Source organism: Listeria weihenstephanensis (genome assembly GCF_003534205.1).
Lineage (GTDB): Bacteria > Bacillota > Bacilli > Lactobacillales > Listeriaceae > Listeria_A > Listeria_A weihenstephanensis.
On sequence record NZ_CP011102.1, the window covers coordinates 64,615 to 88,916 of the forward strand.

Annotated in this window: 20 protein-coding genes; 17 read left to right on the top strand and 3 right to left on the bottom strand. The window is 41.8% G+C overall.

Annotation, left to right across the window (positions count from 1 at the left end; all coding sequences use genetic code 11):
* Nucleotides 1-75: 75 nt before the first annotated feature.
* Together UE46_RS00295 and UE46_RS00300 are read right to left on the bottom strand one after the other, a co-directional pair.
* Entirely contained in the window at nt 76-1,320 is a 1,245-nt protein-coding gene (locus tag UE46_RS00295; RefSeq protein WP_036060542.1) for an IS256 family transposase, read from the bottom strand.
* Nucleotides 1,321-1,480: 160 nt separating this feature from the next.
* Nucleotides 1,481-2,308: an alpha/beta fold hydrolase gene (locus UE46_RS00300; protein ID WP_036060544.1), complete on the bottom strand. Its 828-nt coding sequence runs from the start codon at nt 2,306-2,308 to the stop codon at nt 1,481-1,483.
* A 152-nt stretch (nt 2,309-2,460) separates the two neighbouring features.
* Between UE46_RS00300 and UE46_RS00305 the strand changes: the two genes are divergently transcribed.
* The 15 genes from UE46_RS00305 (at nt 2,461) to recQ (ending at nt 17,542) form a co-directional block, all read left to right on the top strand.
* Entirely contained in the window at nt 2,461-3,048 is a 588-nt protein-coding gene (locus tag UE46_RS00305) for a TetR/AcrR family transcriptional regulator (protein WP_118907324.1), read from the top strand.
* 126 nt (nt 3,049-3,174) lie between these two features.
* Entirely contained in the window at nt 3,175-3,411 is a 237-nt protein-coding gene (locus tag UE46_RS00310) for a hypothetical protein (RefSeq protein WP_143812857.1), read from the top strand.
* Nucleotides 3,412-3,476: 65 nt separating this feature from the next.
* The gene (locus tag UE46_RS00315; protein ID WP_036060549.1) at nt 3,477-4,097 is read left to right on the top strand and encodes a hypothetical protein; all 621 of its coding nucleotides are present in this window, start codon (nt 3,477-3,479) and stop codon (nt 4,095-4,097) included.
* A 460-nt stretch (nt 4,098-4,557) separates the two neighbouring features.
* Nucleotides 4,558-4,737, top strand: coding sequence for a hypothetical protein (locus UE46_RS00320; protein WP_036060551.1), 180 nt, complete (start codon nt 4,558-4,560; stop codon nt 4,735-4,737).
* Nucleotides 4,738-4,939: 202 nt separating this feature from the next.
* Nucleotides 4,940-5,122 (top strand): hypothetical protein, encoded by a 183-nt coding sequence (locus UE46_RS00325; RefSeq protein ID WP_036060552.1) that lies wholly within the window; start codon nt 4,940-4,942, stop codon nt 5,120-5,122.
* 57 nt (nt 5,123-5,179) lie between these two features.
* Nucleotides 5,180-5,578 (top strand): YxiG family protein, encoded by a 399-nt coding sequence (locus UE46_RS00330; RefSeq protein ID WP_036060554.1) that lies wholly within the window; start codon nt 5,180-5,182, stop codon nt 5,576-5,578.
* Between the two features lie 28 nt (nt 5,579-5,606).
* Nucleotides 5,607-6,059: a hypothetical protein gene (locus UE46_RS00335; protein ID WP_036060555.1), complete on the top strand. Its 453-nt coding sequence runs from the start codon at nt 5,607-5,609 to the stop codon at nt 6,057-6,059.
* A 98-nt stretch (nt 6,060-6,157) separates the two neighbouring features.
* Nucleotides 6,158-6,412, top strand: a complete 255-nt coding sequence (locus UE46_RS00340; protein ID WP_036060557.1) for a DUF1871 family protein — start codon at nt 6,158-6,160, stop codon at nt 6,410-6,412.
* A gap of 121 nt (nt 6,413-6,533) precedes the next feature.
* Nucleotides 6,534-7,403, top strand: a complete 870-nt coding sequence (locus UE46_RS00345; protein WP_036060558.1) for an AraC family transcriptional regulator — start codon at nt 6,534-6,536, stop codon at nt 7,401-7,403.
* Nucleotides 7,404-7,672: 269 nt separating this feature from the next.
* Nucleotides 7,673-8,470 carry a hypothetical protein gene (locus tag UE46_RS00350; RefSeq protein WP_036060559.1) on the top strand — a complete coding sequence of 266 codons (798 nt, stop codon included), beginning with the start codon at nt 7,673-7,675 and terminating at the stop codon, nt 8,468-8,470.
* A 152-nt stretch (nt 8,471-8,622) separates the two neighbouring features.
* The gene (locus tag UE46_RS00355) at nt 8,623-10,404 is read left to right on the top strand and encodes an EndoS/ChiA family endoglycosidase (protein ID WP_118907325.1); all 1,782 of its coding nucleotides are present in this window, start codon (nt 8,623-8,625) and stop codon (nt 10,402-10,404) included.
* Between the two features lie 826 nt (nt 10,405-11,230).
* Nucleotides 11,231-12,862, top strand: coding sequence for a ribosomal protection-like ABC-F family protein (gene abc-f / locus UE46_RS00360; protein WP_036060562.1), 1,632 nt, complete (start codon nt 11,231-11,233; stop codon nt 12,860-12,862).
* 270 nt (nt 12,863-13,132) lie between these two features.
* A complete protein-coding gene (gene guaB, locus UE46_RS00365; RefSeq protein WP_036060565.1) occupies nt 13,133-14,599 on the top strand; it encodes an IMP dehydrogenase in 1,467 nt (488 codons plus the stop codon).
* A 234-nt stretch (nt 14,600-14,833) separates the two neighbouring features.
* Entirely contained in the window at nt 14,834-15,619 is a 786-nt protein-coding gene (locus UE46_RS00370) for a C39 family peptidase (protein ID WP_118907326.1), read from the top strand.
* 144 nt (nt 15,620-15,763) lie between these two features.
* Entirely contained in the window at nt 15,764-17,542 is a 1,779-nt protein-coding gene (gene recQ / locus UE46_RS00375) for a DNA helicase RecQ (protein ID WP_036060568.1), read from the top strand.
* Between the two features lie 51 nt (nt 17,543-17,593).
* On the opposite strand, the gene UE46_RS00380 is transcribed toward recQ, so the two are convergent.
* Nucleotides 17,594-19,960 (bottom strand): GDSL-type esterase/lipase family protein, encoded by a 2,367-nt coding sequence (locus UE46_RS00380; RefSeq protein ID WP_159103093.1) that lies wholly within the window; start codon nt 19,958-19,960, stop codon nt 17,594-17,596.
* Nucleotides 19,961-20,692: 732 nt separating this feature from the next.
* On the opposite strand from UE46_RS00380, the gene UE46_RS00385 reads away from it, so the two are divergent.
* A complete protein-coding gene (locus UE46_RS00385) occupies nt 20,693-21,715 on the top strand; it encodes a WxLIP family cell surface protein (protein ID WP_118907788.1) in 1,023 nt (340 codons plus the stop codon).
* Between the two features lie 320 nt (nt 21,716-22,035).
* Nucleotides 22,036-24,180, top strand: a complete 2,145-nt coding sequence (locus UE46_RS00390; RefSeq protein ID WP_036060571.1) for a DNA topoisomerase III — start codon at nt 22,036-22,038, stop codon at nt 24,178-24,180.
* The last annotated feature ends 122 nt before the right edge of the window (nt 24,181-24,302 follow it).

Below are 24,302 nucleotides of genomic sequence, written 5' to 3' on the forward strand. Positions count from 1 at the left end.
TATTCCATGGTTATGAACAAAAAAATTCTTTAGAAATAAAAGTGGTGTTGCGGGTTTGTCAAGAAAAGTGTGTAATTAAGAAATAGAGATATAATGCGACACACGATTCTCAAGGGAATCCAAAAGAAGGAGCTGGTTCATGACAAGCGACCAGTTTTGAATGTGTCCCTCTGACCATTTCGAATGTAGTTCTTTCACGCGTAAATAAAGGACTTTGAGTAAGGCGTTTTCCTGTGGGAAGGCGCCTTTCTTTGTGACTTTTCGAAAACTGGCGTGGACACTCTCCACGGCATTCGTGGTATACATGATTTTACGGATGGCGCTGCCATAATCAAATAATTGTTCCACATGCTTGAAATTCCGTACCCAAACATCGATGGCACCTGGATACTGACTCCACTGTTGTCGAAAGGTCTCTAATTGGCTTTGGCACGCTTTTAGTGAAGGCGCACCATACAATTTCTTAAGCGAAGCCGTAAAGGCTTTATAATCTTTGGATGGGACGTAACGAAGGGAATTCCGAACGAGATGGACGATGCAACGTTGGACAACCACTGTTGGGAAAATAGCTTTAGCGCCTTCTTCTAAACCAGATACACCATCCATCGAAAGGAAGAAAACATCCTCTACACCACGCGCTTTTAATTCATCAAAAATTTGCATCCATCTATTTTTGCTTTCACTCTCATTGAGCCAAAGGCCGAGTATTTCTTTGTCTCCCTGCAGCGTATAGCCTAGAATGGTATAGACGGCGTAGCCTTTGGCTTCATAACCATCTCGAATCGTTACGTACATGCAGTCTACGAATAAAAAGGCATAGCACTTAGACAATGGGCGACTCTGCCACGTTTCTAATTCTGATAGGACTGTATCTGTGATGTTTGAAATCATTTCATGGGAAATTTGAAAACCATAAATATCTTCGATTGTCTTGGCTATATCTCGTTGTGACATGCCACGCGCATACATAGCTAACACCTTATTTTCAATCGCGGAGACATCTTTCTGACGCTTCGGAATAAGTTGCGGTTCAAAGGTACCAGAACGATCTCGTGGCACATCAATAGGAACTTCGCCATAGCTTGTTCTCACCGTTTTAGTCCCATAACCATTACGTCGATTATCATCTTCCTTATCTTCACGAGAATGCGCGCTATACCCAAGATGATGTTCCATTTCTCCTTGTAATAACTGCTCAAAGAGCGGTCCAAATACGTCTTTCAGGGCACTTTGCATCTCTTCCACAGACTCCGGCTGGTATTCTTCCACAATGGCTTTCGCAAGGGCAACGGTTTTAGGATCAGGCTTTTTCTTTGGCATCGTGTTCTCATCCTTTCAAGTTTTTTATTCATTGTACCAAAAAAGAAAAACTGCATAAACAATGAACCTAGGATTCATTATTTACACAGTTTATTTTACACTCCCGGTGTTGCAAATTTTTAGTTTTGCAACACCATCATTTTACAAATTATGTGGAATACTAATAGCTTTTTTTACTTTCATCAATAAACATGAACACTTCATTTACAACCCTATCTGGGCAGTCAAGTTCCATCAGATGGCATTCACCACCTAAGATTACTGCTCTACTACCTTTTGTATTCCTCATTGCGTACATATTACTATCGAAATAATCTTCAAATAGGGGATCGATTGTACCAAACATATATCCTACTGGAATGGACATGTTCTCAAGTGCCTCTTTGCACGCTTCCTGAGTTGCCCATATTTTTTCAGGTGATGTGGCATACTCTTCTATTGCCGGATTCGGAGCACCGCCACCGAGTGCAGCCATTTCTTCCATTTTAGCTTTCAGACCTTCAGGTTTTCTCATTGCTACAGCCATCATCTTAGTAGGATCCTCTCCATCAAGTAAATCAAACCATTTTCTACTGTTTTGCTTGCGAAGATGAGGTGCCAAATAGAAGCTAGAAAAGGTTTCTAGTACTTCTGGATGTTCTTTTACAAGATACCAGCCTGGCACTGTACCATGACATTTTCCATTATAATGAAATTTTGTAATACCTAATTTTTGAGAGAAGTCGTAAATATCTTTTCCCCATTGCCTACCCCAGTGTGTTGTACCATCTGGATTCAATTCATCGGTAATACCATCAAAACGCATAACAACACCATATACATGATATCTTTTAGCAAGTCCTTCAATTACTGGCATTAGAGTGTGAAAATAAAAAGCACCTGCAATCAGCACCTCTTTATTCTCTTTGCCATATTCACAATATGTGAGTTCAGCACCATTATCCAGTACAACTGATTTACTTTCACCTTTAATTTTGTTAGCTTCCATGTTTCTTCCTCCTCATTTATAAAATATAATTTTTTTAATATCTCTATATTATAAAGATTTTTGAATTATTACAATGGACAGTATCATACTATGTGATATAATAACTATACATGTAGTTCATAAAAATATAATATTGTACGAAAGGAATAAAAATGCCTAAAAAAGAAGACTTAAGAGTAATTAAAACGAAAAAAAATATTGAATATACTTTCTTTGAGCTTTTAAAGACGATGCCTTTTGAAAAAGTAACAGTTAGGCTAATTATTGAAAAGGCATTAATTAGTAAAGGGACTTTTTATAGCCATTATCTTGATAAGTATGACCTAGCTGAGAAAGTTGTTCATCAACATTTAAGCAAGTTCCAAGCCGGAGTGGCAGAACGTCTCGAAGGAATCCAGAATAACGAAGATTATGATGTATTGTGGAGTTCACTTCGCGAATCGATATCTACAATTATCGTAGATATAAAAACTTTAAAGAAACTACATATTGAGGGTATGGACATTGAAACAAGCATAAAAAATATTTTACAAGAAGAATATGTCAGGTATGCAGAAGTCCAAAATATTCAAATAAAAAACATACGTTTACAATCAGCAATCATTGCGTCGCTTGCAATAGAATACATTACCTACATTCAGGAATATGATGAATTGATTGAAATGCCTGATTATATTCAAAGTATTCACGAGATTTCTACCCAATATCTTTCCTACCTTAAGCATACAAAAAAAACATAGCTATGAAATACGCTCACTTATTGTTAGCAGAGTAAAATAAAGAAATGAGTTTTATTTGAAGATGTGCTGACTTGATTACTATATTGGCAACATAGCAAAAGATATAAACCCGAATTCGAAATTGCGGTGGATCATGTGTATCAAAACGAGAAAATTGCGGGTATCGAAATCCTAGGAGACGAGGCTCAGGTTGCGGGGATTATCGTTGGGAGTGATTATGAAGGCTTGGAAGTCAGTCTAGTCACCGATGAAGGACGCCCAGATGGCACTTGCTGGATTAAAAAAGAAGACATTATTGCGGTTCGATTTGGTGGTAGCGTTGAGCAAGATATGATGCAGAAACTTCGGAAGCAAGCGAGGTAAGATGGGAACAGGCTCTTCTCGAGTTTTGAGGGGGGCTTGTATTTTGAGAAGAAAGAGGGATTAACTTGTTAAAGAAAGAAAATGCAGTTATTAGCAAGTTCAATATTAAAGGTATTGATCAAATAGGTGAAGATATACCACTAATGGAGATATTTGAAGAAAATGAAGAATTAACATTTGGTGTAGATTTTCTTCCAAAACCGATGATGAATACGTATATTTATGACAGTTATTTCAATATTTATTATAGGAACGGCAGTCGTAATAATGTAAGAGAGCACAAGAAGTACGAAATGCGTTTTCTGAAAGTGATTCTTACCATTATGGGCTATAGTCATGACCTGTATATTGAAAGTGAAGAATTGCGAAAGGGTCACGGAGAAAGCTTCGCGAAGATTCCAGCAGAAGAGATGGGAAATGTATATTTAGCGAAAAATAGAAATAGTTTAGCAAAGGCATTCTCAATAAATATAGGACGCAAAGGAAAAAAGCTAGATCAGCAAATGGATTTACCGGCAATTTTAAAGAAAGCTCTAAGGGATAAAACAGAAGTTACGATTTATCTTTGTGATTTAAAGTTGATTTTATTTATAACTGATTTGTATGTATCCTGTTTGGCTGAGGAGAAGCAAGCCAAAGAATTTTTAGAGGGTATATGTAATGTGGAAGGGCTGTATGTAAGATAATTGTTGAAGTAGGCTGATTTATGAAGAAATAACATACATATAGGCGGTGGGGTCTTTGTGGATTCATTATTAAATATATCTATACATTTGTTATTGATGATTATGATACTAGTTTTAATAGGTATTAAGAAATTTAAATGGGGTGCTCTTGATAGAGGAGTTTCGTATATCATGTTGGGTGTATGGCTACTAATCGTTGGTCTAGGTTTTTATGTAACAATATAACGTCGAGGTAGGTGGGAAATGGAGTTTTCAAATATATATCGTTTTGTTTATTTTGCGGTGTTTTTGCTTCTGTTTTTGGTCACTGTGGTACTTTATTTTGCAATGAAAGCCTACGGACATACTAAGTGGCTAACCCTCAGCTCGATTTGTGTATTTTTGTTGATTGTTGGGGTTTATGCCAAGTATGTGGTGGATACTTTTATTTATTATGAGTGACGCAAAGGAGTTATGAAGCATGTGGGGATTTATTTTATATTTGGTTGGTGGGATTATTAGTTCTGTTGTCGGGATTATTGTACTTGATAGCAAAACTTCCATTATTAAAAAAATGATAGGCGTGGTGTTTTTTCTAGGTCTAGGGTCTGTGCTATTAAAAAATGCATGGGAGAGTGGTAAGGCGGTGTTTGGTGGATGAAGGTGACTGTGCGCCAAAGGAGAGGTGAATCATGATTGAGCTTATAAACGATTTTCTCTACATATTTATTGTAAGTGCATGTCTCATGTTAGTGAATTTTAAAAACGAGAAATGGAAAAGTTTTTGGGGCGTATTATTCACGTTTTGGTTGCTGATTACTGTGAGTGTAGTGATATTTTTGTAGTTGAAGGGAGTGGCAAAAATGTATCAAGAAGCGAGTTTGATGGCGTTAATAGGCAATTTTATAATAGTAGTTGTTATGCTTGTTATTTATAAGACGAAAATTTATAAAACACGAAGGAAAATAGCTGCGTTGCTCGTTGTGTGCCTGTTTTTTATTGCAACTGTGGTATATGCGGTGCCTAAGATACTTGCTTGGGTTTGATTATTATACAGAGTGGAAAAAGCAAAACAGAAAAATGAGAGTATTCGGAGGTGTAACATGCAGCTGCTTAAAGCATTGAACGGTATAGAAGAAGCTTTGATTGAAAGACATAGCGTCGATATTCTGCTAAATAGAATCAAACTGAATCTCGTATATCCTGATAATGGTGAGAAGGTGAATGTTATTTTTAGGAAAGTCAGCGTGTTTTATTTTGTAAATGGATATGAGGACAGTCGTTATGCTACGAGTGATTATGAGTATGGCGAAAAGCGGGAATTGTTGTCCATAGTTTATGGTGATTCGGAGCATCAAAGCTTATTAATCAAAGCTAGAGACCGCTTCTACGATGGGTTTGACGCTAAATTTAATTTCACATTAGAGTTCATGGAAGGTTTATTGCTGATTGAGGCTGATGAGATTGAGATAGCTGGTTCTAAATTTGAGAATTTGAGTTAAAGCACAGTACAAATTCAGGAGGTACATAATGATTCGATACGATAAAATTCTGGTTAGCATATATTCACCCGAACTCCATAGCTATGCAAACCAAGGTGATATTCTGTTTCTTCCTCAAAAAGGTGATTCTGCCAAAAAACTATTCAAGCCAAGAAGAGGTACATCCTATTTTGTAGCACTGAGTGATGACAGAAAACCAAGCGCTATCGGTGTTATAAAAACAATAAAGGGCGGAATGACAGCAGAAAATTTGGCGCGGTTGGATTGTATGACAAGGAATAAGAAAACTGCGATTCCTGATAATTTAGAGATGTATGAAAAATTTTTAGAACGTATTAATAAATTTCCAGAAAATCAGCCAATGGCGCTATACTGGCAGGATAGGTTTGGTTCTAAGGAGAAGACGCTGGTTGTTAATAAAGCTATTGTAAGAGGGTATGATCTTGATTTGGCGGAGATTTTTCAATTTGATTATGAGTGATTGCCTAGAGAACACAAGATAAGCGTGGATTTTATCATGTAATAGAGGATGTAGAAAGAATGAGCTGTATCGAATTTAAGTCAAAGGAGAATCGAAATATGAGAAATAAAGTAAAGGATGTCATTGATGAATGGGATCCGATTGAAGTGCTTCCATTTGCTCCTTCAGATGAGTATGACTCAGAAATAAATCAAATTGTTTACTTTTTAAATAGACGTGAGATTACAGATTTTGAACTCGCCGATAAGATTGAGAAAGTTTTTATAGATGCATTTGACGATTCTATAATTCAATTTACCAAAAAAGAGTATCTGGCTATTTCAAGAAAAATTTTAAGTGAGAACACTGAATAATCACTGAAATGTGGTGAGATCTAATTTTGGTGATACTCTACATAATCGTCACTATATGCAACGATAATGACGGGAGCACTTGTTATATTTTTGATAAAATCGCTTTAAGGAGGTCATAGGAATGGATACAATTAAGCAAATGAATCTAGCTATGCAGTATATTGAAGCTCATTTGATGGACGAAATGGATTACAAAGAGCTTTCGAAAATCGCGTGTTGTTCGGAGTATCATTTCAGACGGGTCTTTTCATACCTTGCAGGAATGCCGCTTAGCGAGTATATTCGATTAAGAAAATTAGCCGTAGCAGCCATTTTGATAAAAGATAGTGATGAAAAAATTATCGATATTGCGATGCGTTTTGGCTATGAGTCGCCTGATGCTTTTACCCGAGCGTTTCAGTCGATGCACCACGTCACGCCTACGCAGGCTAAAAAAGAGAACACGCACTTAAAAACTTTTCTGCCGATGACCTTCCAATTGAAAATACAAGGGGGAAATATAATGGATTATCGGATTGAAACAAAAGATGCTTTTAAAATTGTCGGGATTAGCAAGCGCATTAAACTAGTGTATGAGGGCGTAAATCCGCAGATGGATTCTATGTGGGCAAGCCTAAAACCAGAAGACTTTGTGGCGTTGAAAAAACTATCGAATATTCAGCCGTCGGGAATCATTTGTGCTTCAACGAACTTTGGTGAGGGTAGAGAGGAAGGCGCTGAGTTAGATCAATACATTGGTGTTGCTACGACGATGGCTGTTCCGGAAAAATGGGAAGCTTTAGTGGTGGAACCTTCAACTTGGGTAGTGTTCACGGCGTGTGGAGAATTTCCTAAAGCATTGCAGGATGTTTGGGCAAGGATTTACTCAGAATGGCTCCCAACGTCGGGTTATGAAGTTGTTCCGGGACCGGAAATCTTGTGGAATGAGAGTCCTGATACAAGTAAGCCAGATTATAAAAGTGAGATTTGGATACCGGTTGTGCGGAAGTAGTTTTGGGACGTGCTCTTCTCGATGTTTTGGGGAGGGCATGTTTCGATGAATGGCCTTATAAACGATTTTCTCTACGTATGTAACAGCCCAGACGAGGGGAGCGAACAGATTAGCCTAACTTGCGAAGCGTAAATCAGCTTGGAGAGAATTTCGAAATGCATTAGATCAGCAGATTGCGATAGAGGAAAATCCAGTTCAAAAAGAAGAATTGTACGAATACAAGAAGAATATGATGGGAAATCAAAATTTTAAGGAGGGCAAAATCCAAAATGAAAATCACTGAAAACGTATTACTGGAGAATGAGTTCTATCTGTATTCTGAAAACGGAGGAGGACCAGCTACATATACGATTAAGAATGGTACGATAGAAATTTTACATGGTGATCTGCTTTTGGAATTTCCGTATACGTATAGTCAGCCAACTTTTACAATATGTAAGGCTATTTTGACGGAGGGCGGGGAAGTATTTCTTATTGTCAGCGATTGGCTAGATGATGAGGGCCTGTATATTTTGAGTTTCAGTGATAGTGCTAGTAGTTATGCGCTAGTAGGCGAAGGTTTGACAGGTTTTTTGGTAATCGGTGGGCTAGCTTATTTGCTGTACCATGAGGAGGGGGTATATCATACACATTCAGACAGCCAGTTAAACGGGTATAGTATGTACGCGTTATTAAAATGGGAGCCTATTCAAAATGAAATGGTGCGTGTGTTGCCTGACGAGTTTCTTCCTATTGACGACGCTAATTCATTTTGCTACGACGGTAAAGCGAATTTGTATGTTTTCTATTACGGCGAAATGGGTGAGGGTTATGGGAATTTTTGTTTGAAGTATAATTTGGCTACAAATCAAGGTGAATATTACACGATTCCGACTTATTATGAGGGTTCTTATTATTACGATAACCGCTGTTATGGCTTTGATGGGAAGGGAATTATGGAGTTTAATAGCAAAATGGAACCGGTGAACTATACTGCGCTTGATATGTCGGGAATGAATGATATAATAGGTGGCTATCAAGAATTAGTGATTATCGAAGAAGACAAATCCTACTTTGTCTACAAGTAAAAACAATACTTTGTCCACTAACACCTTTAATTTGTCTATATAATCCAGATATAGCTATGCTAAAATTGTTATGTAAGCGTTTTTTTGAAATTTTAGTTTTATTCAGCGTGCCTTGAGGAGATTAGAAGACAAAATTGAAAAGGGGTTTTTTCATGAGTAAGAAGAGCTTGATTTTTTCGATTGTTTTTGTGTTATGTGTTAGCTTGATTCCGATGTTTTCGCTACCATCGCGAAGTGTGAAGGCCGAGGAGCAGATCACGAATAAGAATTTCATGGTTTATTATCGGGCTTGGCGGGATGTTGAGATGAAGGGGGTTAATACGAGTTTACCGGATGAAAACTGGATTAGTATGAGTGATATTCCTTATGGGATCAATGTTGTCAACGTTTTTAGTTACGTGCCGCCGGGTCAGGAGGAGCTTGCAAAACCGTTTTTTGATAAGCTAAAAACGGAATATGGACCGGAATTGCACGCGCGTGGAGTCAAGTTGATTCGTGGTTTTGACTATTCTAAATTATTGACCGTGCCACACGCAGGCAGTTTTCCAACTGAGAAAGAGTTTGACGATTATGCTAAGGCTTTGTTGGAGGAATTGATGACACCGTGGGGTTTGGATGGGCTAGATATTGATATGGAAACGCATCCAAGTGCAGCCGATGTGAAAATTTCGGATGGTGTTATCAAGGCGCTATCGAAATATATTGGTCCGAAAGCGAATAACGGGACGCTCTTTTTATACGATACCAATGCCGAAACGATGGCTCCGTTCGAGAATGTGAGTGATAGTTTTGATATGTTGGCGTACCAGCAGTATGGCAGTGGCACGGATAGAACTGCGATGTCGTCGAATGCTTATGCGCCGTACATTTCGAAGGATAAGTTCTTGCCAGGCCTCACTTTCCCAGAGGAGCAGGATCGGAATCGTTGGTATGACACGAAACTTCCATATGAGGATTCGAACATGTATCAGCTGGCGAAATATGTGCGGGAGAACGATTTGTCGGGAATGTTCTTGTATGCCTTCGATCGCGATGGGAAAACGTATAATGAGCCCGACATAAGCAGTGTTTCACCGTCGAATCTGTTGTGGACGAAAACGGCGATTTTAGAGGTTAATGGTTATTCTGTAGAAAGCGCGAAAGAGTTGGCGAAACATCATTTGCAGCGGATTCAGTATAGTAAAGGTATCGCCAGCGCCAAAGTGTCCGAGCTTGAAAACCTTATTAACAAGGCGAGCAATCTTTACGAAGCGAATGTTGCGATTCTAGGTGCGAACTTTGAAATGGCGATTAGCCCAAGTTACGATCCTATTTTGGAGAAAGAGTTAACGATTATTGACCTTACACCAGCGTTTGCGGCGATTGACGAAGCTGATTTCATCTTGTCTAAAGTTGAGCGTAACACAGCGAATGTAGAGGCTTTAAAAACGGCAAAAAACGACTTAACAAACTTGATTGGCGGGAAGAAATATACGGAGGCGGAGGTCAATGCAGCTGTCGCAAGTCTCACGAACCGTATTGCAGCGATTCCACAGCCAGTGACGGCGATTTATCAAGATACGAAGGGTGAAAAAATTGCGGATAACGTGCAGCTCACTGGGAAATTTGGTGAGAGTTATGACTTTGCGGAGAAAGATATCACAGATTATACACTGCAAGAGATGAAAGGCGATTCTAGCGGCACGTTTTCAGAAACGGCACAAGAGGTCGTTTATATTTATGCAAATGATGCGCCAGCCCCGAAACCAGCACCTAACGTGGATAATGGGCAAGACGCGAAAGTGGAAGAAACTGCAACTGTGAAAAGTCCAGAAAAAGTTGGAGAGCTTCCAGAAACGGGCGACGAATCATCGAGCAACTGGCTAGTCCTCGTTGGTCTGTTAGCAATTTTGACTTCCGTGACACTTCTTTATAGGAAAAAAGAGAAAGCGTAAAAATAAGGTTTGACAATTCAAGCGGAACCTAGTATTCTAAAAGCATATTTTAGAAACGGAAAGAGGTGAGGAATCCATGAAATTCTCGATAGCACGTTTGAAGTTAGTTGCCAATTTATGCAGTATCATCCGTGCCATTTTTTCCATCTTTTCAGTTACAGGACACAAGTCTGTCCAATTTGCGTAACTGAATATCGGAAAAATAAGAGAAGCATGGATTCCTAACTGAAAAGCTAAAATGGCTCGTTTAGCTCCGAAAAAAGCTGGAAGATCTGCAGTGAAAACCTGTTATTGGTTTTTGCGAAAGATGTGAAGTTATCGAGGAGTAAGCCGTTGAAGCTAGATCTAAACTGAAAAGCTAAAATGGCTCGTTCAACTCCGAAAAGAACTGGAACATCTGTAGTGAAAACCCGGTCTTGGTTTTTGCGAAAGATGCGAAGTTATCGAGGAGTTAGCCATTGAAGCTAGATCTAAACTGAAAAACTCAGGACTAATCCCAATTCGAGACGGAGTGTACATCCTTTCGAATGCTGAATCTGACTTTGTGTCGGGCTCTTAGGGATTTGCTTGAGTTTTTTTGTTATACCAAATAATGATTGTTTCACGTGAAACAATGAAGTGCTGAAATGGCTTGTTCAGCTCCGAAAAAAACTGGAGCGGCCGCAGTGAAAACCTGGTGTTGGTTTTTGCGGAGGGCGAGAAGTTTTCGAGGAGCTAGCCATTGACGCCGGATCTGAATGAAGTGCTGAAATGGCTTGTTCAGCTTTGAAAAAAAATGGAGCCACAGGATGAAATGCTTCTCGCACAATGATGAGGAGTAGGAATTATGACAATAGTAGCTTTAAATAATATAACAAAACGCTTTACTGGGGATTTGATTTTAGAAAAGATTAGTTTACAGGTGGAGCAGGGGGAACGAATCGGGCTCATCGGTCGAAATGGTGAGGGGAAAAGTACGATCCTAAAGATTATCGCGCGAATCGAGATCCCTGATGAAGGAATTGTTTCGGTTCGGAAGGGCGCGACGGTGGGCTTGCTGGATCAGATGCCGAACGTGACGGGAACAATGGTTGTGCGTGATTTTCTGAGGACGGCGTTTGGGCATGTGTTGGCTTTACAGGCGGAACTGGAAGCGATGGAGAGCCGAATGATGCAGGATACGAGCGAGAAGTTGCTGCAAAATTACGGCGAGAAACAGGCGCGTTTTATCGAGCTGGGCGGCTATAATTTGGATACGGATATGGATAAAATTTTGCATGGGCTGGGGATCCCACATTTGGCGAATAAGGCTTGGGAACAGTTGAGTGGTGGGGAGCGGACGAAGGTGTCGCTTGCCAAGATGTTGCTTGAGGAACCGGATTTGCTATTGCTGGATGAGCCGACGAACCATCTGGATTTAAAGGCGGTGGAGTGGTTGACGCAATTTTTGAGGGTATATCGGGGGACGGTGTTGGTTGTTTCGCATGACCGGTATTTCTTGGATGAGGTTGTCCAGAAGATTGTGGAGCTCGAAAATAAGGAATTGATCACGTATTACACGAATTTCTCGGGGTATTTAGTGGAGCGTGAGGAGCGGCTGCTCAAGGAATTCAAGGATTATAAGGATCAGCAGAAGAAAATTAAGAAAATGAAACAGGCTATCAAACGTTTACGGCAGTGGGCGATGGAAGCTAATCCGCCGAATGCTGCGCTGTTCCGTCGAGCGAAAAATATGGAGAAGGCGCTGAATCGAATTGAGGTCCTGAAAAAACCAGCTTTGGAGCAGAAAAACATGCGACTGGAATTCGAGGAGTCAAAACGTAGTGGGAAAGATGTGGTGATTTTCGATCAGGTTGGGTTGGAATTCGGGACGCAGATTTTGTTTGAGAGTCTGGATTGGCATGTAAGGCAGAAGGAACGGATTGCGATTGTTGGCGAGAATGGGGCTGGGAAATCGACTATTTTGAAGCTGATTCTTGGTGAGCTGGAGCCTGATATCGGGACGGTGCATGTGGGGCCGAGCGTTGATATTGCTTATTTATCGCAGCACGTGGATGTTGGGGATGAAAATCAGACGGTCATCGAGGCGTTTCGTGATAAAGTGGCGGTCGTGGAAGGGGACGCGAGACATATGTTAGCAACGTTCCTATTTTACGGCGAAATGGTGTTTCGAAAAGTGGCGAATCTGAGTGGTGGCGAGCGAATGCGGCTTAGTTTGGCGCAGTTTATGAATCAGCCGGTGAATACGCTACTCTTGGATGAGCCGACGAACCATTTGGATATTGCTTCACGGGAAGTGCTGGAGGAAGCGTTGCGGAATTTTGAAGGGACGATTATCGCGATTTCGCATGACCGTTTCTTCATGGATCAGATTTTCGATAGGACGGTTTGGTTGGAGCAGGGGCAAATTTTTTCGTATGGGGGAAATTATTCGTATGCGGCTCAGAGACGAAAAGCGATTGTTTCACGTGAAACATAGAGACTATATACCTATGACGGAGGAACGTGGAAAACGGCTGCAACTCCTTTCATATCAAAATAGTTCGCTAATGGTCTGAAAGTCAAACTAGTTCAGAAAAAACTGATAATTGCAAGCCTCTTGACATACGCGACTATTTCTTGTAGCATTTATCTAATTAGCAAAATCTATCGGCGAAAAAGGGAAGGGTTACGAGCGATTTTTCTACTATAGAAATGTTCGGAATTTGGAACTGTGAAGCCAACCAAATTTGAAGGAGTGTTGCGACCCATGTGGGAGACTAAGTTTGCAAAAGAAGGTCTTACTTTTGATGATGTATTGTTGGTACCGGCGAAATCGGATGTACTGCCGAATGAAGTGAGTTTGAAAGTAGAAATGACGCGAACACTTAAGCTTAATGTACCAGTTTTCAGTGCGGGTATGGATACGATAACGGAGGCTAAAATGGCGATTGCAATGGCTCGTCAAGGTGGCATCGGGGTTATTCATAAGAACATGAGCGCGGATGAACAGGCTGGTGAAATTGAGAAAGTGAAGCGTTCGGAGAGTGGAGTTATCATTGATCCGTTCTACTTGACGCCTGATCATAAAGTATTTGACGCGGAGCATTTGATGGCGAAATATCGTATTTCGGGTGTACCGATTGTTAATAATGAAGAAGATCGCATTCTTGTTGGGATTTTGACCAACCGTGATCTGCGTTTCATTACAGACTATTCGATCGTGATTTCTGATGTGATGACGAAGGAAAACCTAGTTACAGCACCAGTTGGCACGACTTTGAAGCAAGCTGAAAATATCCTACAGAAACACCGTATTGAGAAATTGCCACTTGTGGACGATAATGGTGTTTTGAGAGGTCTTATTACGATAAAAGATATTGAAAAAGTGATTGAGTTCCCGAATTCGGCGAAGGATTCACATGGTCGTTTGCTTGTTGCAGCGGCAGTCGGCGTGACACATGATACGCTTAGTCGTGCGGAGAAACTAGTGAAAGCTGGGGCGGACGCGATCGTGATTGATACGGCGCATGGTCACTCACAAGGTGTTTTGAATAAAATTGCTGAGATCCGTGCGGCATTTCCAAACGTAAATATTGTTGCTGGTAACGTGGCAACGGCTGAGGCAACGCGTGAACTTTTTGATGTTGGGGTGGATATCGTGAAAGTGGGTATCGGACCTGGTTCGATTTGTACGACGCGTGTGGTTGCAGGTGTTGGTGTGCCTCAGATTACGGCGATTTATGATTGCGCGACGGTTGCACGGGAGTATGGCAAAACGATTATTGCGGATGGTGGAATCAAGTATTCTGGCGATATCGTGAAGGCTCTTGCGTCTGGTGGACATGCGGTTATGATCGGTAGTATGTTTGCTGGAACTGACGAAAGCCCTGGCGAAACGGAAATTTTCCAAGGTCGTCGTTTTAAAACGTATCGTGGTATGGGAAGCCTTGCTGCAATGGAGAAGGGCTCTAAGGATCGTTATTTCCAAGCGGATGCGAAGAAGCTGGTTCCAGAGGGTATTGAAGGTCGTGTGCCTTATAAGGGTTCTCTTGCGGACGTGCTGTTCCAACTTATTGGAGGGATTCGTTCTGGTATGGGTTATTGTGGTTCGCCTGATTTGCGCCATTTACGTGAAGAGTCGCAATTCATTCGTATGACTGGTGCGGGCTTACGTGAGTCGCATCCACATGATATCCAAATTACGAAAGAAGCACCGAACTATAGTATTTCCTGATGTGAAAATTAAAAGAAGCGGTAAAAAATCTGAAATTAGGTTTTTTATCGCTTTTTTTGCGTGGTTTTAAAATATACTATTTTTTACTCTAGAAACAACTGAAAACTCCTATTAATGCTGTTTAAATAAGAAACAGGATCATATTTATGTTAATTTGTTTACTATTAAATCAGGGAGGTATATAAAAATAACATAATCGAAAGGATAGCTGTGAAATTTTAGGGGGATTTGAAAATGGGGAATTACCGGAAATGTTTGGTGGGACTAGTCCTAGTCGTTTTATTGAGTTTGATCAGTTTATCAACGGTTTCGGCGGCAACAACGTATTATACAACGGCGAACTTGACGGTACGCGCTGGGGCTGGGACGAATTATAAGGCGGTTGGTTGGCTAACAAAGGGCGCGAAAGTGAGCAGTTTGGCGAAGACTGGGAAATGGCACCAATTTATTTTTAAAGGGAAAAAGGCGTATGTGTCGGGGAATTATTTGACGACGCGGGTTGTGAAGCCTGTGCCACCGCCAAAACCTACTGCAAAAGTGCTGCTCAATGTGCCGCTAATTGCGCAACGACCGCAGTTGCCGACGGGGTGCGAGATTGTGGCGGTGACAATGATGCTGAAGTATAAGGGTGCGAATGTGGACAAGGTGAGGTTGGCGCGCGAGATGCCAAAACATGCGAGTAATCCGAATTTAGGTTATGTTGGGAATCCGTTTAATCGCTCAGGATACACGATTTACCCGCCTGCTTTGATGAAATTAACGAAGAAATATGCGGGTTCAGCGGTGAATTTGACAGGGGCTGCGAATGCGACTTTGGAGAAAAAGTTAAAATCAGGCCGGCCTGTCGTTGCTTGGACGCGGATGCACGGTTTTAGTGTTCATGCGGTGACTCTAACGGGATATGATGGCAGTTATTATTACTACAACGATCCATGGACAGTGAAAAAGAACGTCCGAATCTCGAAAGCAGCGTTCAATAGTACGTGGAGTGCTTTGAAAAAACGCGCGATTAGCTACTAAATCAGGGGTAAAAATCAATTTTGAAGGGCTTGAGATCTGTGAAAAAACGGATTTCGTGAAAGTCCTTCTTTTGTTTGGTGAAAAACGGTATACTAGATAGATAGAAAAGTTTGCACGGGAGATAAAGGTAGGTGCTAGTGGAAAATGATAGAACAATATTGGGGTAGATCGCAGCAGGTTTTGCAGGAGAGCTTTGGTTATTCGTCGTTTCGCGATGGGCAAGAGGATGTATTGCGAAACCTTTATGCGCGTAAGGATACGTTAGCGATAATGCCTACTGGAGGCGGGAAATCGCTTTGTTACCAGATTCCAGCGCTGGTTTTGGACGGCTTGACGATTGTTGTTTCGCCGCTGATTTCATTGATGAAGGATCAGGTGGATGCGCTGAATGAGCAGGGGATTCCGGCGACGTTTGTGAATAGTTCCTTGACGGGAAATGAGATTGATAACCGGTTGTGGGATGCGGAAAACGGGGCGGTAAAGCTGCTTTATATCGCGCCTGAGCGGTTGGAGACGGCGAGTTTTCAGCGGTTGGTGGACACGACGGATATTGCACTTTTTGCGATTGATGAGGCGCATTGTATTTCGCATTGGGGACATGATTTTCGTCCGAGTTATTTGACGCTTTGTGATACGCTGGATCGGATTCATCCGCGCCCGCTTATTATTGCGCTGACGGCGACGGCAACGCCAACGGTTTCGGATGATATTATGAAGTTGCTTGATATTGGCCCAGATAGTATTGTTCAGACGGGATTTGCACGGGAAAACTTGGCTTTTCAGGTCGTGAAGGGGCAGGATCGTGATAAGTATCTGCTCGACTATGTGAAAACGAATAGTGAGCAGTCGGGAATCGTGTATGCGGCGACGCGTAAAGAGGTGGAACGGCTGTACGAGATGTTGAACAAGAAGGGCATTCCGACGGGGAAATATCATGGTGGGATGTCGGACAAGGAGCGCAATGGTTGGCAGGAGAAATTTCTGTACGACGATGTGCGCGTGATGGTGGCGACGAATGCGTTTGGTATGGGAATCAACAAATCGAATGTGCGGTACGTGATTCATTATAATTTGCCGCGGAATGTCGAGGCGTATTATCAGGAAGCTGGGCGTGCTGGGCGTGACGGCGTTGCGAGTGACTGTATTTTGCTGTTCGGACCGCAAGACACGCATATTCAGCATTTTTTGATTGATCAGTCGGAAATGGACGAGGAACGCAAGCAGAATGAGTATGCAAAACTGCGTCAGATGGCGGGTTATGGCTATACGGAGATTTGTTTGCAGAAATATATTGTGCAGTATTTTGGCGAGGAAGGCGAGAACTGCGGACGATGTGGTAACTGCCTCGATACGCGCGAAGCACAGGACATCACGATTGAGGCACAGCAAGTCTTTTCATGTATTAAAAGGATGCAAGAACGGTTCGGAAAAGTGATGGTTGCCAAAGTGTTGACGGGCTCGAAGGATCAGAAAATCCAGCAGTGGCGCTTGGAGGAGTTATCGACGCATGGCTTGATGAAGGACCGCTCACAAAAAGATGTGCTACAATTGATCGATTATTTGGCGGCGGAGAAGTATTTAGCGTATACGGACAGCCAATTTCCGTCGTTGAAACTGACGAACGAGGCGGTTAAGGTGCTGCTTGGTAAGGAAAAAGTGACGCGGAAAACGGCTCGGAAAGTTACGAAGGTATCGATTGCCGTAGATGAAGGATTGTTCGGCGAATTGCGCGAGGTTCGTCGGGAGCTGGCATCGAAACACAAAGTTCCGCCGTATATTATTTTCTCCGACGAAACGTTACGGCAAATGTGTGAGTACTTGCCGAAAGATGAAGAGGCATTTTTGGAGATCAAAGGTGTCGGTATGAACAAGCTTGAGAAATATGGCGCGGAATTTTTGGAAGTATTACAGAAACAAGCATAAAAAACAGCAGTATTTGGACGGTTATCGAGTCCAGATGCTGCTGTATTTCGTTTAATTTTGATTCGTGAGTCTTACATAATTTGCAAGGCTGCCGAATGTGTTTTGGAGTTCCTCGGAGCTGGTTGTCAAGCTTTTCATATTTTCACCACTCAGCTGGAAGGATTCAACAGGAGCCCAACTTTGGGTGGTGTTCGTGGCCGTCCAAACGCTGATAGTACCACTGTAGATATGGATGGAACTATTTTGATTGGCCGTCATAAAGCTGGTCTTGTTCGGGCTTTCTATGTTTAGATACGCGACATGATCAAATACATAGTCGATGCCGTGCGTGTAGGAGAACCCTTCCAGCGCTTCCGTTGTGCGAACGTCGAATCTGGCATTTGGAGCTACTTCCACACGTGCATTTTCAGCAGTGTAATCCGTCCGCAACATTGGTCTTGCACCAATTGCTATAAAGCTGGCGTTTTCTCCAATCTTGATTTTAGAGAAGCCGTAAATCGCGTTTTGCCTGTAATCTATCCCAATACTTCCAGGAGACAGCTCTACTTTTGCATGGGGCTCGACGATGAAATGCTTGTCCGTATTGCTAGTTCCCATCGTGATAACAGTGGAACCGCTCTCGTTGGAGGAACCACCGCCTTCTGTAGAACCGAAATAATACGCGCCAGTTTTGATGGTGATATTGCGGGCATAAACATTGCTGCCAGTCGTCGATTGAATCACATTATGACCATCAAAAGTAACAACCGTACCATTCACGTTGCTGCGAATGAAAAGTGTTCCGTGAAACATAATATCTTTGGCGTTGATATGCATGCCATTGCTGTCGTTCTCAGAATCAGGGTTATAAATACTACCATTGGCATTCAAACCAGTAACTTGACCGTCAAAAATATCAAATTGAATGCGTTTCCCAGCTGCCTCATCTTTACTTAGATAAAAGTCAGTGGTATTCAATACATGCCCATTTAAATCAAGTTTTGTATCTTCATGGAGCAGTAGATTTTTGGTGAGGACGATATCATTCATTAGTTTCAGGTCGGTAAGTCCGCTTGTAAGAGCATCTTCCAAATCCTGCGCCGAAGTAATCTCAGGTGATATTACTGCTTCATAAGAAAAATCAATCTTTCCGAGACGCGCAATTTCTGTCCCAGCTGTGGTTGTTGGTCGGCTAAAAATGAAGTAAACATCGTGATTCCCAGTTGTTTCTGCAACTGGAATCGTATGCCAAGACCAGCTAGTAGCACTCCCAGTTTTATTCAAAATTTTAGTACCAATCGTTGTCCCAGTTGGGCTATCAAGCTTTACTTCCACTGTTGTTGCATCGTACGGTATCGCGGCATACATCTCTAGGTTTTCAAGCGATTTGTGGAACTTCACATTGCTATAAGAAACCCAATTTTCTGTGGCGATATTGGATAGAAATAACGTTTTATCCGCAGTTGTTGGGACCGCATTAATGGCGCCATAGCTTGTATTATAAGCATTAGCTAGCACTTCTCCGGTTAGTTCCGGTTGCGCGCCGGTAATGGTATGGTATACATTATTTGCTAAAATGGCAGCTCCCTTTCCATTTGGGTGAACGCCATCTGGTACGAATGCACCCGCGCCAATCGTGGCAGTTTGGTTATCAATGATAGAAACGTCTAAATCCGCTTTTTCAGCGGCTTCCACGATTTTTGGCAAAATTAGCTCCATCTTTTCTTGCGTAATTGCGTAAGCTGGCTTGAAGACGATGGGTGGTAATGACACGTAGACAACAGGTTTCGAGGCTAGCATTGTATATTTATTAATCAATTTCACATAATCGTCGACGAAAGCACTGATTCTCTGAAAATTAGCCGGTTTCGAGTCGTTCGTTCCGAGTTGCACGATGACAACATCTGGATTAGACGCCAAACTCTGCGTGTATTGCGTTGTTCGGATGAAAGGGGCATCCCCGTTTTCGAGCAAGGTCTTTCCGCTATTTCCGAAATTTGTTACATTATAGTTCACTCCGAGTCTGTTGTTGAGCTGTTTAGGGTAGGCATTTTCAGTGACATTTTCCACATTCATACCATACGTGATACTATCGCCGATTGCCGCCACATTGACAGGCTTATTCGTGCCAAAAACATGGATCGCGCCTTGGACAGGCTCACCGGTCATAACCGTTTTACCGTGGACTTTATGTTTCCCGACTTGGTTGAAAATAGTAGGATCTACATTGTCCCATGTGACCTTCGTTTTCGTTAACTTGTATGCGCTATCAGCCTGATCGACCTCGCTTGGTAATGCTACTGTGTTTCCAGCGGTCGTCACAATATTAACCGTTGGGATGAAGCTTTGCGCCATGACTTTTGCCGATAAAGGTACCAGTATGAAAATGGCGACTAAGATGCTAGCCGTCAGTGAATAGGTCATTAGTTTTTTCATCATTTTTGTGCGTTCCATCCTTTCCAAATTATAGATTAATTCCAATCATAGCAAAGCTCAAGTATGTATCCCACCTTTTTCAAGCTAAAAAACAGGTCAAAAAAGCAGAGTTAACCAATTCTTCACGAAGTATACGCTTTTTTTATGAATTACAGATAATGAAAGAGCAGTATTTAGGAATATTATTCCACACAAATACTGCTTTCGTTGCTAAACTCTTATATTTGTTAACCAGCTTCACGTAATCGCCAACAAACGAATCGATTTTCGCAAAATTCAGAGGCTTCGAATCGTTCGTTCCGAGTTGAATAATCACGACATTTGGATTAGAAGCAAGACTGTGCGTGTACTGAGTCGTGCGAATATACGGATCATTCCCATCCCCATTCCATATGTGATGATATCGCCCTTCGCACTTTTGCTTTTGTCAACATGGTAAAATCACAAAAATTAAGCATGTCATCCAAGAATAGATTTGTATTTTTTTCACTATTTACACACTTTCTATACTGTTCTGTTACGAGCATAAGTTAGTTCAAATAGGGATGCTATCTTTTTTTATTGCTAAAAAAGACGATATTCACAAAACGTTCACCAAAACAAGCCTTTTTCTAAGGAAACTTGAAAAAATTTTTTAGTTTTTAAAACCGAATCAACGGGTATTGGTAATGGAGGCATATAAACCATTTTTTAAAAGAGAGAATTGAAAGGAGTTGGGATTTTGTGAAGAAGTTCATGTTAATTTTAGTATTGCCCATTATGTTGATAGGGGTGTTATTTCATCCGTTAAGCCCTGAGGCGGCCGCGAATTTCTCGGTAACGGCGGTTATTCCAGATAACCAAATCGATAAATCCAAAACGTACTTCGACTTACGCATGAAACCGGGTCAAAAACAGGATTTAGAGGTTGTACTTAAAAACGATACAGATAAGGAAATCACGATTGAAACAAACGCAAACACGGCGGTTACCAACGATAATGGAATTGTGGACTACAGCCAAACCGATCCGAAACTGGACAAATCGCTGAAAACACCATTTTCCGAAATTGCGAAAACTGACGATGAGGCCGTGCTTCCTGCGAACAGCAGTAAAACAATTAAGGTGACGGTAACAATGCCCGCCGCGTCCTTTGACGGCATTATTTTAGGCGGATTACAATTCATTGAAAAAGAAGATGCCAACGCGAAAAAAGAAAGTGGTAAAGGCGTACAAATCAAGAATCGCTATGCGTATGTAGTGGGCGTGATGCTATCGGAAAACGATACTGTTGTGAAACCGGACATGAAACTTCATGCGATCAAACCACAACAAATCAACTACCGCAACGTGGTAACAGCGAACTTACAAAACCCTGAAGCAACAATGATTAAACCATTGATGATTGATGCGAAAGTTTACAAATCAGGGGACGACCAAGTGTTGCACCAAGCCAAACGCGATAACTTAAGAATGGCGCCAAATTCCAATTTTAACTATGCTATTGATTGGGAAAACCAGCCACTGAAAGCCGGGAAATATCGTTTGAAAATGGTGGCAACATCTGGAGATAAAACATGGAAATGGGATGAAGAATTCACCATAAAGGGTGACGACGCGAAGAAACTGAACGACACCGCCGTAGATCTTGAAAAAGACTACACATGGTGGTACATTGCAGGCGGCGCGCTCGTGCTGATCTTGCTTGTACTCCTAGCATTCTGGTTAGGAAAACGTTCGAAAAAAGATAAAGACGAAGACGAAGACAAAAAAGAATAACTAAGAGACCTGAGTGAGAGCAGTGTACGATGCTTTTGCTCAGGCTTTTTGTTGTGGTTCTTATGAGGCAATGCCGATTTAGAACCACAATATGCATGAGAGCAAAGCGAGCATGTAATCCACCAGAGGATCTTATGAGGCAATGCCGATTTAGAACCACAATATGCATGAGAGCAAAGCGAGCATGTAATCCGCCAGAGGTTAAGACTATGAAGACACCTATGATCTAACAAAACCCTAGATACACAAAAGGAAGTAAGTATAGAAGGATTTTTTATGGTAAAATGGAGGTATCCAAGAGTCCAGAAAGGAATTTTAATATGACAAAAACTGTAGTTTTAGCAGAAAAGCCTTCTGTCGGGAAAGATATTGCGCGCGTGCTTGGTTGCAAGCAGGGCAAAAATGGTTACCTTGAAGGTTCGAAATACATTGTAACGTGGGCGCTGGGGCATTTAATCACACTTGCCGACCCTGAAAATTATGATGCCAAATATAAATCGTGGAACATGGAAGATTTACCGATGCTTCCGCAAAAAATGAAACTTGTACCGATTAAACAAACGCGTAAACAATACGAGACCGTGAAAAGTCTGATGACGCGTAAAGATGTTACTGAAATTGTAATCGCGACGGACGCAGGGCGTGAGGGCGAACTTGTGGCGCGTTGGATCATTGAATACGCCAAAGTGAAGAAGCCGATTAAGCGTCTTTGGATCTCATCTGTAACCGACAAAGCGATCCGTGAAGGGTTCAATCGCCTGCAACCAGGGAAAGCTTATGAAAACTTGTATCGTTCAGCAGAAGCCCGCTCAGAAGCTGATTGGGTGGTTGGAATTAATGCCACGCGCGCGCTAACAACCAAATATAATGCGCAACTTTCTTGTGGACGCGTTCAAACGCCGACACTTGCGATGATCGCTGGGCGTGAAGAAGAGATTCGCCAATTTAAGCCTAAAGAATTTTACCAGTTGACTGCGGTCACGGAACAGGGCAGTTTTGCGTGGAGTAAGGGCCAGACTTTCGATGAGGCTGAAGCGGAGAAAATCGCGCGGAGCTTGAACGGCAAGGAAGCGCTGATTACCGATGTTGCTGTGAAGGAGAAGAAAACCCATGCACCAGGTCTGTATGATTTGACGGAACTGCAACGTGATGCCAATAAACGCTTCGATTTTTCTGCAAAAGAAACGCTAAATATTATGCAAGCCTTATATGAACGCCATAAAATTCTAACATATCCACGTACGGATTCGCGCTTCATTTCTGATGATATCGTACCGACATTGAAAGAACGCGTCGAAGCGTGTGGGATCGGTCCATATGCGAAACCTGCACGTGCCATAGCATCTAAGCCAATCAAAGCGAGTAAGTCTTTCGTCGATAATAGCAAAGTAAGCGATCACCACGCGATTATCCCGACGGAAGAAACGCCGAGTTTGTCTGATTTAAACGATCGCGAACGCAAGATTTATGACCTCGTTGTCAAGCGCTTTTTAGCCATACTTTCCGCACCATTTGTGTATGAAGAAACAGCCGTGCAAGCCAAAATCGGCAACGAAACATTCGGTCTTAAAGGCAAAGTCGTGAAATCACTCGGTTGGAAGGCCGTTTACAACGAAGATAACGATATTGACACCGTGACCAAACTGAAAAAAGGCGAGCAATTGAAGGTTCGCGATATTCAGCTGACTACCGGTAAAACAAAGCCACCAGCTAGATTCAACGAGGCGACACTACTTTCAGCGATGGAAAACCCAAGCCTTTCTAGCGGTAAAAAAGATCTTGTGAAAACACTTGGTGAAACTGGCGGACTCGGAACTGTAGCAACGCGCGCCGATATCATCGAGAAACTTTTCAATAGTTTTTCTCTCGAGAAGCAAGGAAAAGATATCATGATCACGTCAAAAGGTCGTCAATTGCTAGACCTCGTTCCAACTGACTTGAAATCGCCTGAGTTGACTGCTATCTGGGAGCAAAAACTATCCAAAATAGCAAAAGGTCAGCTAGATAAGACCACATTTACGAACGAAATGCGCGATTATGCGAAAAAAGCTGTGAATGAAATTAAGCAAAATGACAAGAAGTTCAAACATGATAACGTTACCTCCACAAAATGCCCAGATTGCGGCAAATTGATGCTCAAAGTGAAGGGTAAAAGAGGAACAATGCTTGTATGTCAAGATCGTGAATGCGGACATCGTGAATCCGTTGCGAGAACGACAAACGCCCGCTGTCCAAACTGTCATAAACGTATGGAATTGCGCGGAGAAGGCGATAAACAAATCTTCACGTGTTCTTGTGGGCATCGCGAAAAACTCTCTGCTTTCAACGCTCGCCGAGGTAACGAGAAAAATAAAAATGTCTCGAAAAGCGAAGTTGCGAACTATATGAAGAAGCAAACTAAGAAAGAAGAAGAGCCATTCAATAACCCGATGGCAGAAGCTTTGGCGAAATTGAAACTTAAATAAAATGTGGATACACATCCAAATTTAAACTTGGGTGTGTATTTTTTTATGCAGTGTTTTAAATTGGAAGTTTACTAGCTAAATAGATGCGATTTTTTAATATTTTGAGTATCAACTTGCAAAAG

What these genes read in the sequence shown, in the direction of transcription:
- UE46_RS00295 (WP_036060542.1), bottom strand. Translation starts at nt 1,320, where the DNA reads ATGCCAAAGAAAAAGCCTGATCCTAAAACCGTTGCCCTTGCGAAAGCC.
- UE46_RS00300 (WP_036060544.1), bottom strand. Translation starts at nt 2,308, where the DNA reads ATGGAAGCTAACAAAATTAAAGGTGAAAGTAAATCAGTTGTACTGGAT.
- UE46_RS00305 (WP_118907324.1), top strand. Translation starts at nt 2,461, where the DNA reads ATGCCTAAAAAAGAAGACTTAAGAGTAATTAAAACGAAAAAAAATATT.
- UE46_RS00320 (WP_036060551.1), top strand. Translation starts at nt 4,558, where the DNA reads ATGTGGGGATTTATTTTATATTTGGTTGGTGGGATTATTAGTTCTGTT.
- UE46_RS00325 (WP_036060552.1), top strand. Translation starts at nt 4,940, where the DNA reads ATGTATCAAGAAGCGAGTTTGATGGCGTTAATAGGCAATTTTATAATA.
- UE46_RS00330 (WP_036060554.1), top strand. Translation starts at nt 5,180, where the DNA reads ATGCAGCTGCTTAAAGCATTGAACGGTATAGAAGAAGCTTTGATTGAA.
- UE46_RS00335 (WP_036060555.1), top strand. Translation starts at nt 5,607, where the DNA reads ATGATTCGATACGATAAAATTCTGGTTAGCATATATTCACCCGAACTC.
- UE46_RS00340 (WP_036060557.1), top strand. Translation starts at nt 6,158, where the DNA reads ATGAGAAATAAAGTAAAGGATGTCATTGATGAATGGGATCCGATTGAA.
- UE46_RS00345 (WP_036060558.1), top strand. Translation starts at nt 6,534, where the DNA reads ATGGATACAATTAAGCAAATGAATCTAGCTATGCAGTATATTGAAGCT.
- UE46_RS00350 (WP_036060559.1), top strand. Translation starts at nt 7,673, where the DNA reads ATGAAAATCACTGAAAACGTATTACTGGAGAATGAGTTCTATCTGTAT.
- UE46_RS00355 (WP_118907325.1), top strand. Translation starts at nt 8,623, where the DNA reads ATGAGTAAGAAGAGCTTGATTTTTTCGATTGTTTTTGTGTTATGTGTT.
- abc-f (WP_036060562.1), top strand. Translation starts at nt 11,231, where the DNA reads ATGACAATAGTAGCTTTAAATAATATAACAAAACGCTTTACTGGGGAT.
- guaB (WP_036060565.1), top strand. Translation starts at nt 13,133, where the DNA reads ATGTGGGAGACTAAGTTTGCAAAAGAAGGTCTTACTTTTGATGATGTA.
- UE46_RS00370 (WP_118907326.1), top strand. Translation starts at nt 14,834, where the DNA reads ATGGGGAATTACCGGAAATGTTTGGTGGGACTAGTCCTAGTCGTTTTA.
- recQ (WP_036060568.1), top strand. Translation starts at nt 15,764, where the DNA reads ATGATAGAACAATATTGGGGTAGATCGCAGCAGGTTTTGCAGGAGAGC.
- UE46_RS00380 (WP_159103093.1), bottom strand. Translation starts at nt 19,960, where the DNA reads ATGATGAAAAAACTAATGACCTATTCACTGACGGCTAGCATCTTAGTC.
- UE46_RS00385 (WP_118907788.1), top strand. Translation starts at nt 20,693, where the DNA reads ATGTTAATTTTAGTATTGCCCATTATGTTGATAGGGGTGTTATTTCAT.
- UE46_RS00390 (WP_036060571.1), top strand. Translation starts at nt 22,036, where the DNA reads ATGACAAAAACTGTAGTTTTAGCAGAAAAGCCTTCTGTCGGGAAAGAT.